Origin of the sequence: Synechococcus sp. H55.8 (assembly GCF_047462375.1) — a bacterium.
Taxonomy (GTDB): Bacteria; Cyanobacteriota; Cyanobacteriia; order Thermostichales; family Thermostichaceae; genus Thermostichus.
In genome coordinates, this window is record NZ_JANSJC010000002.1 from 56,148 (window position 1) to 68,302 (window position 12,155).

Here is a 12,155-nt window from a genome sequence, read left to right on the forward strand (position 1 = left end):
GTGTGCCCCCTTTGTGATGTCGGAACGGTGAAGGCCAACTTAAGGATATCTTCAGACTCTGCTCCTCAGTTTACCAGGGTAGGCTTCTTCTCAGGATCCCGTTCTCTCAACCCCAATAATCTGAGAGAACAAATCCCCCAAAGTCAAGCAGAAAGAGCGATCCCCGTCTTGGCCGTTGGCTATTGTCGGCTGGGGATCAAGGGTGATAGCCTGGCTTAAAGCCAATAAGTTTTTCTTAAGGACATTAAAAAAACGCGATGAGAAGATACGTTTTCGTCAACCGTTCCCGGCAGGTTCAGGTGATCCGAACGATCCCCGGCCACTGGGAGCGTACCCTCTTCCCCGGCCAGTATGCCATTTTCGAGGCGGAGCCCGACGACTACCTAGAAGTGTATAGCTGCTGCTGCTCCACCACCCTTTTGGAAGAGCGCCGCCCCTGCCACTCGCTCTTGGATTCTTCGCTGCCTGAGGCCGATCCCCACTCCTGGCTGCCCCCCCACCTGGGCAGCTTGGCAGATGCAGTGAACGGATAAAGTGAATCAGCTTGGGGATCCCAGATCCTGAGGCCGATTCCCGATTTTGGGCAGCTTGGCAGAAGGGGCATCGGGGGGACGGTTGAGGCAACTGCCCCGTGCGGCGTCGCGAAAGGTGTCGATGCCTTCTATGCAATTGTGATAGCCACAATAGGGGCAATAGAGGCGATCCCCCGGCTGCGGCTCCACGTCAGCCTGGCTCCACCACCGCCGGCAGCGGTCACAGCAAAAGTGGTAGAGAAACTCCAGCGCCACCCTCATGGCAACCATCTCCCTGCCCTGGTAGAGTCCAGCGACGAGAAAGAAGGGGGATACCCTAGATCGCGGCGCTCCAGCTTAGCCGACCAGCAAGACAAAGTCATTATGAGTATGGTATGTTAGGTTTGGTTTACATTTGTACTTTACTGTAAGGAGCGTCGACTAATGTCTCAGGAAGGATGTCTGCGGGTGGGGCAGCCCGCTCCCGATTTTTCGGCCACTGCCGTTTACGACATGGAGTTTAAGACGGTGAGGCTTTCCGACTACCGGGGTAAGAAGTACGTGGTGCTGTTCTTCTACCCCTTGGACTTCACCTTCGTCTGCCCAACGGAGATCACGGCTTTTAGCGATCGCTACGACGAGTTTGCCAAGCTGGACACGGAGATCCTCGGCGTCTCGGTGGATAGCGAGTACTCTCACCTGGCCTGGATTCAGACCGACCGCAAAGCCGGCGGGGTGGGCGAGCTGAGGTATCCGCTGGTCTCCGACCTCAAGAAAGAGATCAGCGCCGCCTACAATGTCCTAGATCCGGCGGCAGGGGTGGCTTTGCGCGGCCTGTTCATTATCGACAAGGAAGGGATCATCCAGCATGCCACCATCAACAACCTGGCCTTTGGCCGCAGCGTGGATGAAACCCTGCGCACCCTGCAGGCCATCCAGTACGTGCAAGCTCACCCCGATGAAGTTTGCCCGGCCAACTGGCAGCCCGGCCAGAGAACGATGAACCCCGACCCGGTGAAATCCAAGGAGTTCTTCGCGGCGGTTGCCAAGTAGGCTTGCCCAGGCCCTGTCAGGGTGCAGGTACAGCTCCAGCTTTGCTGGAGCTTTTTTGGCCAAAGGCAGCCCGACAAAAGATCCGACTCTTCCCAACATGACCTTCCGCCTCCTCTCTCCCTCGGGGAGAGGGGCCGGGGGTGAGGGCTAACAGCGCCGAACCCTTTCAAACCGGTTGCCAGCGGAGACGAATAAATTAAAGATCCCCTGAGCTGGCCAGGGGATCCGACAAGACAGAAAGACAAAGGCCGCCGGAATTAGTCCCAGGGCTTCCCGTCGGTGAATTTGTAGGTAACCGGCTCTTTGTTCTTGCCGATGTTGTGATCCACCTTGCCGACGGGCTGGCGCCCCTCGTTGACCTTCTCGGGAAAGACGCCATCTTTGGGATGCACCAGCTCCGGCTGTCCACCCGCCGGGATGCGGAAGATCTGGTAGTCCTTGATCTTGAACTCCGAGATCAACTGGGCGCCGAGAGCCAAGCACTGCTCCTTGCGGGCGAAGGTGAGATAGTTTTTGCCCTCCACCATCTCGGCAGCGCCGCCGGTGGGCATTTCAAACACCTGCCCCGGCTTGCCCGTCCAGGTGATCACGTATTTTTCTTCGGTTTCGGCTGCGCTCAACAGCCCTCCGGTGGATCCGCCAAACAGAGGCAGCTTCGCCCCCTGACGGGGATCGCCTTCCATCACAGCCATAGCCTACCTTCTCGTTGTTGTTTGCGTTGTCGGGCCGCGCTTGGAGTTGCGGCGCGGAGCACTTTGAATCTACCATCGGCCCAATTTTTGACCCCAGATCTGCCGGCGAACTGTAATTTTTCGTAGCAGATCCAGATCCGGCGCCGGCGGATCCCGGCTTACCCTGTGAGCCACTATAGAAGCAGGCCGCAGAGCTCTACCTTTGCAACAGGAACGACGTCCATGGCCCAGTGGTCCCTCCATCCCAGTTCGCAATCCAACGCCAGGGTCATTCTCATCCCCACTGCTTTTGGCCACGATACGCAGGCGCCGCTGGCCATTCTCAACGCTGGCGCCGAACTGTGTGCCTTCGAGCCTAGGTTGGGGATCGATGTGGATAAGCTGGCGGTGGCGCAGTTGCCGGGGCTGGTGGATGAGCCGCCCTACGGCATGTGTGAGGCGGCAGTGACGCAGGCTTGGCGACGACAACAGTGGCCGGTGTTGTTGCCTTCGGTCTTGGCGGCCAGTTGGGGGGCCATTCGTGCCCTTTGGAAGCACCACCCGGCCCTGAGTGTGGTGCATTGCAGTGCCCATGCCAACCTGATGCCTCCCGCAGAGATGACCCAGCCGGAGCAAGATATGGGCTATGGCAACGCCGCTTGGGTGGAGCGGCTCTACCAGCACAAGCTGCCGGTGGTGCATGTAGGGCTGCGCAGCGGCAGTGCCCGCGCCTACGCCTGGCTCAAAAAACACTCCAGCCCGATCTTCTGGGCCCAGGATGGCTGGGATCCGCAGCAGGTGGTGGAGGCTTTGCCGGAGCAGCCGGTGTTTTTGGTGGTGGACTGCAGTGTGCTGGATCCCTCTCTGGCGCCGGCGGTGCATTACCCAGAGCCGGGGGGGCTGGGCTGGTTGCGACTGTTACAAACCTGTGAGGCCATCTTCGCCGCTCGCCCGGTGGTCGGCCTTTCCCTGGGAGGGGTGGCGGTGGGATCGGCGACGCGGCCAACCGCCCGCGTGGTGGCCCGTCTGCTCAATTGGCTGCTGGCCTGCTACGGCCTCTACTCCCTGAAGCTGGATCCCGACCCCGCTATGCTCGAACGGCTGGAAAATAGATCGCGAACCTTTTGAGCCCAGCTTATGAAGTCTTTATCCGCATTCCTCTCGACCCTGACCCTACGGGTACAAGGCGGGGTTCCTGCGGTTTCTAGCTGACCTTGGGGTTAGGCTGAGGCACCAGCTTCGGCCCAGAAGCTTGGGGCTGTGCGTCCTCGGCTCTGTCCGGCACCGGGCGCAGGGGTGGGCCGAAGCGGCCAACGACTATGGTGTTGTGCAAGGCCGGGATCTGGCGGATGGATCCCTGGCGTAGGCAGCGGTGCAGGCGGCGCAGCAGGAAGAGGTCGGCCTCGGAGCACTCATCTCGGAACAGCCTCACGTTGAGCTCGTGTTCCTGAGCAGCGGTGAGCAGACCGGTGATCATAGCGGTTTGAATGATCTGCTGCACGGTCATGGTTGTCGCTTCATTCATAGATTCATGCTGCTAAATCGAGATTTTTTGCTGCTCTTATTCTCGACAAATCCCTCTGATATTGACTCCGCCAAATAGCGGATTCGAGAATGGGGGCTTTCGAGGTGTTCATTGACTGCTGATTCATAAGGGCTCCGTCCCGCTGATGCGACCAGATCCCATCCGAGGAAAAAGCCTAGAATCTTTGTGGTGCAAGCTTTTCTCGGCTAATCGGGAGCAAAGCCAGCAACTTGATACGTAGGGATCCAACCTTCGCTGCAGTGCGGAATTAGACTCAACAATGGGTTGCTTGAACTTGCCAAAGAGTGGCCGATTCCATGATTTTCCGAGCTGTTGTTTGAAGCTACAAACAGATGTCTGTAGCAATACGGAACTGGGAAGCGTCGCTCGTTACCGACAAATGGCGTAGGCTTGATTGGCCTTTTATCTGGGCTTTGTGGGACAGGAAGGCAACCAGGATGAGCGGCAACTTTGTGTTAGTGTAGGGGCACTCTGCGGTGGCGGTTGGCCATGTCGGAAAGTCCCCAACAAGTTGGCTGTGCTGTCCCGCTGGGCTGCTGCGGCTGTGGTTGTCTGGGTCTGCTGGCGGTGCTGGGCTTGGGGCTGGTGGGGGCAGGGATCCTGGTCTGGAATGGGATCCGCGCTTCGGGAGCCTATCGCACCTACCAGTTGGCGGTGGAGCAGCTCGAACAGAATGCGGTGGTGGTGGAGCAGCTAGGGGATCCCCTGCGTCCGGGCTGGCCCTCGCGGCTGCGCTTTCAGGAGGATGAGCAAGCCGGCTGGGCCTGTCTGTCCTTTTTGATCACGGGATCCCGGCGCACCGGCGAGGTGGCTGTGGAGTCGGAGCGGGGGGTGGCCGGTAAGGACTCCGTCCCGCTGACGCGAACAGCCTGGCAGTTGCGCCATCTGCAGGTGAAGGTGGATGGGGAGCCGCAGGCCATTCGGGTCATCGAGGGGGGATCCCGGTGTGAAGGGGAAGAGCCGCCCCTACAGGCTGAGGGTGAGATCTAGGTAGCCGGACAGGATCAGCCACGGCTAGAGTCAAAAGGACTCCGTTCCGCTGACGCGAACGGTTGTGGCCCTGGATCCCTATGCGATCGGTTCCCTATCTGCGCTTGCTGCTGCTGTTGGCGCTGCTGGCCTCATTCACGGGCTTGATTGTCTGGCTGATCCAATCGTTTTTGGATCTGTACTACGCCACCCGCTACCACCCGATTTTGGGGGGGCTGTTGATCGGGGTGCTGGTGTTGCTGCTGCTGGTGTTTTTGGCCGCTTCCATCTACTACTTGTTTCTGTTCCGCCCCGCCCCTAAAACCGAGAGGCTTCCCAGGCCGGCCCCCCCGGAGACCCCTGCCGAGAAGTGGGAGGCAGCCCGGCGCAACCTGGCGCACCTAGAAGCTCAGATGGCGCAGATCCAGGATCAGGTGGCGCGGGCAGCGCTGGCGGAGCGGTCGGCTCGGCTGGCCCAACAGTTGGCCCGGCCCCAACTGCAGGTGGTGGTCTTCGGCACCGGATCGGCGGGCAAAACCTCGCTGGTGAACGCGCTGCTGGGGCGGCGGGTGGGGGCGGTGGGGGCAACGCTGGGCACCACGCAGACGGTGGCGGTTTACGATTGGGACTTGCCCGGGATCCCCCACCCGGTGCAGATCGTGGACTGCCCGGGCATTTTGGAGATCGGGCCGGCAGGGGCGATGCGGGAAGAGGAGGCGCAGGCGCAGGCCCAGGCCGCCGAGCTGCTGTTGGTGGTGGTGGATGGGGATCTGCGCCAGTCGGAGGTGGATCCCTTGCGCCGGTTGATCGCCCTGGGCAAGCGGGCTCTGCTGGTGCTCAACAAAATCGACCGTTACACCTCGGAAGAACGGCAGCTCCTCTTGCAGCGCCTGCGGGAACGGGTTTACCCCCTGATCCAACCGGAAGATGTGCTGCTGGCTGCTGCTGACCCGGCCCCCGTGCGGCTGGGATCCCAAACCTGGCAACCGGAGCCCGAGGTGGCGGCGGTGCGGGATCGCGTCCAGGCGGTGCTCTACGCCGAAGGGGGATCCCTGGCCTTGGACAATGCCCTGCTGCAATCGCAGCAGTTGGGGGAAGAGGCCAAGCGGATCATCCAGGCGCAGTTGCGCCGCCAGGCGGAGGAGGTGATCGATCGCTTTCAGTGGATCGTGACCGGCGTCGTGTTTGTCAACCCCATCCCGGCGCTGGATCTGCTGGCCATTGCCGCCATCAACGCCCAGATGGTGGTGGAGCTGGGATCCCTCTACGGCTGCCAGATGAACCTGCAGCAGGGGCGGGAACTGGCCCTGTCCCTGGCCAAGACCCTGGCCGGCCTGGGGCTGGTGGAAGGGGCGATCCAACTGACCACCGGGCTCCTGGCTACGGTGGCTGAGGTGAGCGTGGTCGGTTTTTTGGCGACAGCCCCCATCCAGGCGGCCAGCGCCGGCTATCTCACCCGCATTGCCGGCAAAAGCTTCATCGAGTATTTCCAGCGCAACCAAAGCTGGGGGGAAGGGGGGATGCAGGCGGTGGTCAGGGCCCAGGTGGAGAGCACCCAAAAAGCGGGCTGGCTCAAGGAGTTTGTCCGCCAGGCCTCAGAACGGGTTTTTCGCCTGCGCTAGTCCCTGTTGGCGGCCTCGACAGCAATATCCGTCGGCAGGAAGGTCAGCTCCATCTGCGCCACATAGTCGGCGTAGCTCAGGGCGGGCACATCATCCCATTCCGCCAGGCCATGCATGCACTTCGACCACTGAATAAAAGTGGCCGGATAGATATAGGCCAAGCTGGGATCCTGCAAAACCTCTTTGGGCAGCGGCGGAGCCGACTTGAGCACCGCCAACAAAGCCGGGGGCTTGTGGAGGATCACGCGGGTGGCCTCGATCTGCTCTGGGGAAACCTTGAACTTGGCGGCGACAAACGAGATCACTTTGGAAAGGGTCATCACCCACCACCAACCTTGCCTACAGAAAGAGATTGCCCCCAAGCCAAGAGGCTGGCCTCAGGGATCCTACGGAGCCCAAGCAAGGGGAGCGGCGAGGATGGCCGGCTCTGGGATCCCCTTGCCTGAGGGGAGGGCTTCTCGCTATTCTAGATAAGCTGAAAAATTGGGAGAAACAGGTGAGCCGTGGCTAAAAAGAGCATGATCGAGCGGGAGAAAAAGCGCCAGCGCTTGGTCGAAAAATATCGGGAGAAGCGCCAACAACTAAAGGCGGCCATGGCCGATCCCAACATCGACCAGGTCACCCGCATGGAGCTGCATGCTCAACTGCAAAAACTCCCTCGGGCCAGCTCGCCCACCCGCCTGCGCAACCGCTGCTGGAAAACCGGGCGTCCCCGCGGCTATTTCCGGGATTTCGGGCTCTGCCGCAACAGCTTGCGGGAAATGGCCCACCGCGGCCTGCTGCCGGGCGTGGTCAAGTCGAGCTGGTAGTTTGCCTAAGCCGCCGTTGCTTGGTTCTACAGCCAAACCATTCTTTTGAGGGAGCCGGCGTGGGCCTGCAGCCTTTTCAGCTTTGTGATGAAGATCTCGCTCTAGAGGTTGTGGAGGCATTGGCCGGCGAATCCCAGTTGGCCGTGGATACCGAAACGATGGGCTTGATCCCGCAGCGGGACAGGCTCTGCGTCGTGCAAATAGCTAACGCTGCCGGCGAGGTGGTGCTGCTGCGGCTCAGCCGCGGCGTGAAGCAGGCCCCCCGTTTGGCGCGGCTGCTGACGGATCCCAACATCGAAAAGATCTTCCACTACGCCCGTTTTGACTTGGCCATGCTGCGCTACCACCTGGGGATCCAGGCCTGGCCAGTCTTTTGCACCAAGGTAGCCAGCAAGCTGGCCCGCACCTACACCAGTAAGCACAGCCTGAAGGACGTGGTGAGCGAGCTGTGCGGGGTGGAGCTAAACAAAGCCGCCCAAAGCTCCGACTGGGGAGCTGTCCAGTCCCTCTCGCCGGAGCAGTTGGACTATGCGGCCAACGATGTCCGCTATTTGATCCCGGTGCGCCACAAGTTGGCCCAGATGTTGCAGCGGGAGGAGCGCTGGGAGCTGGCGCAGCGCTGTTTTCAACACCTGCCCACCTTGGTGGAGCTGGATCTGCTGGGATATAGCAACGTCTTCGAGCACCAGTAGGCGACAGCCCCGAAGAACCGGCCTCGCCGCTGGCCGGCAGAGTATTGGGCAATACAGTTGGTTGCTCTCCTCTCTGGTGTAATGGGAAGGAGGCTGGCCGTGAAAACCACCGGAGTTGAGTCGATGTTGGAGTCGCAGCAGGTGGCCCAGAGCAGTGTCTCTCTTGGGCTCTTGGACAAGCCTATCCTGGAGCTGCGCCACGTCTCCCTGCAGTACCCCGGCAAGGGATCCCCGGTCACGATCATCCGCGACCTCAGCTTTTCGGTGGCCCACTCGGAGTTTGTCTCGATTGTGGGGCCGAGCGGCTGCGGCAAGACGTCTCTGTTGAAGATGATAGCCGGCCTCAACACCAACCACGGCGGCACCCTTTACTTTCGGTTGCAGCCCGTCACCGGCCCCCTCAAGAGGGTGGGCATGGCCTTCCAAAATCCGGTGCTGCTGCCCTGGCGCACTACCTTACAGAACGTGTTGCTGCCTCTGGAAGTGGTAGAGCCCTACAAGCGCACCTTCCGGCAAAACCTGGCTCAGCACAAAAAGTCGGCGCTGGAGCTGTTGGCCGCCGTGGGCTTGGATGGTTTCCAAAAAGCCTATCCTTGGCAGCTTTCCGGGGGGATGCGGCAGCGGGTTGCCCTCTGTCGAGCTTTGATCCACCAGCCGGAGCTGTTGTTGCTGGATGAGCCCTTTGCCGCCCTGGATGCCTTCACCCGCGAGGAGATGTGGGAGATGTTGCAGCGGCTGTGGCTGCGCACCGGCTGCACGACTATTCTCATCACTCACGATCTGCGGGAGGCGGTTTTCCTCTCCGATACCATTTATGTCATGGGGTCGCGGCCTAGCGAGATTGTCTTTACCCTCAAGGTGGATCTGCCCCGCCCGCGCCCGTTGGAGATCTGCCTGACGGACGAGTTTCACCACTTGGTTGCGGAAGTGCGCAAGCACATAAGGACTCCGTCCCGCTGACGCGAACGGCGCAGCAGCTAACCAAAGTTTTCTCGATAGATCGCCGCGCAACCCTGATGAAAAACTCCTTTGACCGATTTCTCCAGACGAAAGCGGCCTCGCTGCTCCTGCCGGTGGTCACCCTGCTGCTGACCCTTGGCCTTTGGGAGGCAGGGGTGCGGCTGTTGCAGGTTCCCCGCTTTGTTTTGCCTGCGCCCAGCGCGATCTGGCAGTCGATGCAGGAGTGGGACGAGGTGATCCTGGGGCACTCGCTGTTTACCCTCAGCTCAACCCTGCTGGCTTTTGGGCTGGCTTTGGTGGGCGGGATCTTGCTGGGATCCCTTATCGGCAGCTCCCGCCTGGCCCATCTGTGTCTGTACCCACTGCTGGTGGGGTTTAATACCATCCCCAAGGTGGCCCTGGTGCCGCTGCTGGCGATTTGGTTTGGCCTGGGCATGATCCCGGCGGTGATTACAGCTTTTTTGCTGGCCTTTTTCCCCATTGCCGTGAATGTGGCGGTGGGCCTGGAGACGGTGGAGCCAGAAATGCGCGATGTGCTGCGCTCCCTGGGGGCCAGCGGTTGGGAAATCTTCCTCAAGGTGGGGCTTCCCCACAGCTTGCCCTATCTGTTTGCCTCGCTGAAGGTGGCCATTTCGCTGGCCTTTGTCGGCGCGGTGATCGCGGAGACGGTGGCCTCTAACCGCGGGCTGGGCTACCTGATTGTGTCCGCCAGCTCTTCTTTTGATGTGCCCTTGGCCTTTGCCGGCTTGGTTGCCCTCGGCCTCATGGGTGTTCTGCTCTACTCTTTTTTCGCCGCTCTGGAGCGCTACCTCTTGGCCTGGCGGCAGTAGCGGGAGGGATCCCGACGGGAAAGCTGGCCCAAGCTAGCTCAAGTCGGGAAAGGTGGCCCGCACCGCCGGGTGGATGAGCTTTCCGCCCCGGATGTTGAGCCCCTTGGCCAGGCCCGGATCCTGCTCCAGGGCGGCGCTCAAGCCAAGGTTGGCCAACTTGAGGACGTAGGGGAGGGTGGCGTTGACCAGCGCCTGGGTCGAAGTCCAGGGGACGGCCCCCGGCATGTTGGGAACCCCGTAGTGCAAGACTCCGTGGGCTTCGTAAACCGGCTGGGCATGGGTGGTGACCTTGGTGGTGGCGATGCACCCCCCCTGATCCACGGCCACATCCACGATCAAAGAGCGGGGCCGCATCTGGGCCACCAGCTCTTCCTTCACCAAAACCGGGGCGCGGCTGCCCGGCACCAACACTGCTCCCACCACCAGGTCGGCCTCGCGGACGCACTCCTCGATGCTCTGGGCGGTGCTGTAGAGCAGCTCCACCCGCGACCCGAAGATCAGCTCCAGCTCGTTGAGGCGCTGCAGGTTGATGTCCAGAATCTGCACCCGCGCCCCCAGCCCGACGGCCATCTTGGCCGCCTCCGTACCCACCGTGCCCCCGCCCAGGATCACCACCCGCCCCGGCGGCACCCCTGGGATCCCGCCCAGCAACACGCCTCGCCCCCCCTGCTGACGGGTGAGGTGGTGGGCGCCAAATTGCACCGACAGCCGCCCGGCAATCATGCTCATGGGCATCAAGAGGGGCAGGGATCCGTCGGGCAGCTCCACCGTCTCGTAGGCCAGGCAGGTGGCCCCCGAACGCAGCAGGGCCTGGGTCAGCTCGCGGCTGGCCGCCAGGTGCAAGTAGGTAAACAGGATGAGATCCGGATGGAGCAAGGGATACTCGGCGGGCAGGGGCTCTTTGACCTTCACCACCAACTGCTGCCGGTAGATCTCCTCCGGCGTGGCGGCCAGCTTGGCCCCCGCTTTTTGGTAGTCTTCGTCGCTAAAGCCCGCCCCCTGGCCGGCTTGGGTCTCCACCCACACCTGGTGCCCCTGCTCAGTCAAGGCCCGCACCGCCGCCGGCGTCAGGCCGACGCGAAACTCCTGCTCTTTGATCTCTTTGGGCACGCCAATGCGCATAGGGATCCCCACAGGGCTGTTCTCCAGTCTAGACAGACCGGCGCTGGGATGGGATCCCTGGCCTGCGCAGACCGGCCAAAATCCCTACCTTTTCCCCGCAAGGGGACGGAAACTGTGTTGAAGGGATCCGGTGGATCCCTGGCTAGGTTGGGGGTTGCTCCGCCCGGAAGGGATCCCTAGCGCAGGAAGCGGGCCAAGAGCAGCAGGCCGAGGCTGCCGAAGAGGAGGTTGAAGCTCCAGGCTGCTGCCCAGGGAGGAAGGGCTCCTGCTTCTCCCAGGCTGCGAGATACGCTCAGCACCACGTAGTAGGCAAACACCAACAGGATCCCGAAGACGACGCCGCCATAGCGGCCCACACGGCGAGCGGTGCTGGATCCCAGGGGAAGGGAAATCAGCACGGCAAAAAAGCTGGCCAGGGGCAGGGAAAAGCGCATGTGGAACTCGGTGCGCAAGGGCTGGGTATTGAGGTTGGAGCGGGCCAGGCGGGAGATGCGCTCCGCCAGCTCCGGTAGGCTGAGCTCGTTGGGGGGAACTGGCGGCTGCAACAGGGCGGCCAGATCTTGGGAGACCGCCAGCGGCTTGCGGTCGAAGGGCTCTTCGGCCAGGCTGAGACCATCGGGGCCGTAGCGGTGGGTCACTCCTTCGCTGAGGGTCCAGTCCAGGCCATTCCACACCGCCTGGGCCGCCAGCGTCACTTCCGCCAACTGGTACTTGCCCCCCGGCAAGGGATCCACCTGCAAGATGGTGACATCCTGCATGGTATTTAGCCGCGGATCCACCTGGCGGATGAAAAACCAGAGGTTGTCTAAGGACTCCGTCCCGCCAACGCGAGCGGTCTTGAAAAAGACGTCGTATTGCACCGGGCTTGTAGCTTGGGCCAGGAGCGCCTGCTGGTCAATGCGGCGGATTTCCCGTTTGCTGGCCGGCAAGAGCACGTTGCTGATCAAAAAAGCGCTCAGGCTCATGAGCAGCCCCACCAGCAACAGGGGACGAAAGATGCGCGTAAACGGGATCCCGGCTGCCCGCATGGCGGTAATCTCGCTGTTGCCGCTCAGCTTGCCCAAGGTGAGCATGGTGGCAAAAAAAGCAGCGATGGGCATGCCCAGCACCACCATCTCCGGCAGATCCAACATCAAGAGCCGCAACACCGTCAGGGGCGGTACGGATCCCTCGACCAGCCGCTCGGCCAGGGTAAAGAGCCGGCCCGCCAAAAGCAGCAGGGTTCCCCCAGCTATACCGGCCAAAAGGGGGGTGAGCATCTGTCCAAAGAGGTAGCGCTCCAGCAGCCAGAACTTGGTGAACAAGCGGGCCATGGGCAAAAGTTGAGGGATTAGGGCTATTTCAAGCTAGCGTGAACGGTTCGCTGGCA

At 61.6% G+C, this 12,155-nt stretch carries 15 protein-coding genes; 9 read left to right on the plus strand and 6 right to left on the minus strand.

What is annotated here, in order from left to right; all coding sequences use genetic code 11:
- Positions 1-257 precede the first annotated feature (257 nt).
- Entirely contained in the window at positions 258-533 is a 276-nt protein-coding gene (locus NW862_RS01330; protein ID WP_414338064.1) for a DUF1830 domain-containing protein, read from the plus strand.
- A gap of 6 nt (positions 534-539) precedes the next feature.
- Here NW862_RS01330 and NW862_RS01335 read toward each other — a convergent pair whose 3' ends face one another.
- A complete protein-coding gene (locus tag NW862_RS01335; RefSeq protein WP_414334401.1) occupies positions 540-803 on the minus strand; it encodes a hypothetical protein in 264 nt (87 codons plus the stop codon).
- Positions 804-956: 153 nt separating this feature from the next.
- On the opposite strand from NW862_RS01335, the gene NW862_RS01340 reads away from it, so the two are divergent.
- Positions 957-1,565, plus strand: coding sequence for a peroxiredoxin (locus tag NW862_RS01340; protein ID WP_414334399.1), 609 nt, complete (start codon positions 957-959; stop codon positions 1,563-1,565).
- Between the two features lie 257 nt (positions 1,566-1,822).
- Here NW862_RS01340 and NW862_RS01345 read toward each other — a convergent pair whose 3' ends face one another.
- Complete coding sequence (locus tag NW862_RS01345; RefSeq protein WP_414334398.1) at positions 1,823-2,257, minus strand: photosystem I reaction center subunit II PsaD; 435 nt, start codon at positions 2,255-2,257, stop codon at positions 1,823-1,825.
- Positions 2,258-2,479: 222 nt separating this feature from the next.
- Here NW862_RS01345 and NW862_RS01350 point away from each other — a divergent pair, with 222 nt between their 5' ends.
- Entirely contained in the window at positions 2,480-3,364 is an 885-nt protein-coding gene (locus NW862_RS01350; protein WP_414334396.1) for an arginase family protein, read from the plus strand.
- A 76-nt stretch (positions 3,365-3,440) separates the two neighbouring features.
- Here the strand turns inward: NW862_RS01350 and NW862_RS01355 are convergent, their stop codons facing one another.
- Positions 3,441-3,761, minus strand: a complete 321-nt coding sequence (locus NW862_RS01355) for a hypothetical protein (protein ID WP_414334394.1) — start codon at positions 3,759-3,761, stop codon at positions 3,441-3,443.
- Between the two features lie 510 nt (positions 3,762-4,271).
- On the opposite strand from NW862_RS01355, the gene NW862_RS01360 reads away from it, so the two are divergent.
- Positions 4,272-4,772, plus strand: a complete 501-nt coding sequence (locus NW862_RS01360; protein WP_414426849.1) for a cytochrome c oxidase assembly factor Coa1 family protein — start codon at positions 4,272-4,274, stop codon at positions 4,770-4,772.
- A gap of 80 nt (positions 4,773-4,852) precedes the next feature.
- Positions 4,853-6,373 (plus strand): YcjF family protein, encoded by a 1,521-nt coding sequence (locus tag NW862_RS01365; RefSeq protein ID WP_414426850.1) that lies wholly within the window; start codon positions 4,853-4,855, stop codon positions 6,371-6,373.
- On the opposite strand, the gene NW862_RS01370 is transcribed toward NW862_RS01365, so the two are convergent.
- Positions 6,370-6,693: a hypothetical protein gene (locus NW862_RS01370; RefSeq protein WP_414334389.1), complete on the minus strand. Its 324-nt coding sequence runs from the start codon at positions 6,691-6,693 to the stop codon at positions 6,370-6,372. The two genes, NW862_RS01365 and NW862_RS01370, sit on opposite strands and share 4 nt — an antisense overlap.
- Before the next feature lie 183 nt (positions 6,694-6,876).
- Here NW862_RS01370 and rpsN point away from each other — a divergent pair, with 183 nt between their 5' ends.
- From rpsN to NW862_RS01390, 4 genes are all read left to right on the plus strand, one after another.
- On the plus strand, positions 6,877-7,182 hold the full coding sequence (gene rpsN, locus NW862_RS01375) for a 30S ribosomal protein S14 (protein WP_414334387.1): 306 nt from the start codon (positions 6,877-6,879) through the stop codon (positions 7,180-7,182).
- 59 nt (positions 7,183-7,241) lie between these two features.
- The gene (locus NW862_RS01380) at positions 7,242-7,874 is read left to right on the plus strand and encodes a ribonuclease D (RefSeq protein ID WP_414334385.1); all 633 of its coding nucleotides are present in this window, start codon (positions 7,242-7,244) and stop codon (positions 7,872-7,874) included.
- A gap of 99 nt (positions 7,875-7,973) precedes the next feature.
- Complete coding sequence (locus tag NW862_RS01385) at positions 7,974-8,834, plus strand: ABC transporter ATP-binding protein (RefSeq protein WP_414334383.1); 861 nt, start codon at positions 7,974-7,976, stop codon at positions 8,832-8,834.
- A 56-nt stretch (positions 8,835-8,890) separates the two neighbouring features.
- Complete coding sequence (locus NW862_RS01390) at positions 8,891-9,664, plus strand: ABC transporter permease (protein WP_414338052.1); 774 nt, start codon at positions 8,891-8,893, stop codon at positions 9,662-9,664.
- Between the two features lie 33 nt (positions 9,665-9,697).
- Here NW862_RS01390 and ald read toward each other — a convergent pair whose 3' ends face one another.
- Both ald and NW862_RS01400 read right to left on the minus strand, forming a co-directional pair.
- Entirely contained in the window at positions 9,698-10,786 is a 1,089-nt protein-coding gene (ald, locus tag NW862_RS01395; protein ID WP_414349317.1) for an alanine dehydrogenase, read from the minus strand.
- 176 nt (positions 10,787-10,962) lie between these two features.
- Complete coding sequence (locus NW862_RS01400) at positions 10,963-12,099, minus strand: LptF/LptG family permease (RefSeq protein ID WP_414334378.1); 1,137 nt, start codon at positions 12,097-12,099, stop codon at positions 10,963-10,965.
- Between the last annotated feature and the right edge of the window lie 56 nt (positions 12,100-12,155).

Excerpts from the sequence above, each read along its gene's own strand:
- NW862_RS01330 (WP_414338064.1), top strand. The coding sequence starts at position 258 with ATGAGAAGATACGTTTTCGTCAACCGTTCCCGGCAGGTTCAGGTGATC.
- NW862_RS01335 (WP_414334401.1), bottom strand. The coding sequence starts at position 803 with ATGGTTGCCATGAGGGTGGCGCTGGAGTTTCTCTACCACTTTTGCTGT.
- NW862_RS01340 (WP_414334399.1), top strand. The coding sequence starts at position 957 with ATGTCTCAGGAAGGATGTCTGCGGGTGGGGCAGCCCGCTCCCGATTTT.
- NW862_RS01345 (WP_414334398.1), bottom strand. The coding sequence starts at position 2,257 with ATGGCTGTGATGGAAGGCGATCCCCGTCAGGGGGCGAAGCTGCCTCTG.
- NW862_RS01350 (WP_414334396.1), top strand. The coding sequence starts at position 2,480 with ATGGCCCAGTGGTCCCTCCATCCCAGTTCGCAATCCAACGCCAGGGTC.
- NW862_RS01355 (WP_414334394.1), bottom strand. The coding sequence starts at position 3,761 with ATGAATGAAGCGACAACCATGACCGTGCAGCAGATCATTCAAACCGCT.
- NW862_RS01360 (WP_414426849.1), top strand. The coding sequence starts at position 4,272 with ATGTCGGAAAGTCCCCAACAAGTTGGCTGTGCTGTCCCGCTGGGCTGC.
- NW862_RS01365 (WP_414426850.1), top strand. The coding sequence starts at position 4,853 with ATGCGATCGGTTCCCTATCTGCGCTTGCTGCTGCTGTTGGCGCTGCTG.
- NW862_RS01370 (WP_414334389.1), bottom strand. The coding sequence starts at position 6,693 with ATGACCCTTTCCAAAGTGATCTCGTTTGTCGCCGCCAAGTTCAAGGTT.
- NW862_RS01390 (WP_414338052.1), top strand. The coding sequence starts at position 8,891 with ATGAAAAACTCCTTTGACCGATTTCTCCAGACGAAAGCGGCCTCGCTG.
- ald (WP_414349317.1), bottom strand. The coding sequence starts at position 10,786 with ATGCGCATTGGCGTGCCCAAAGAGATCAAAGAGCAGGAGTTTCGCGTC.
- NW862_RS01400 (WP_414334378.1), bottom strand. The coding sequence starts at position 12,099 with ATGGCCCGCTTGTTCACCAAGTTCTGGCTGCTGGAGCGCTACCTCTTT.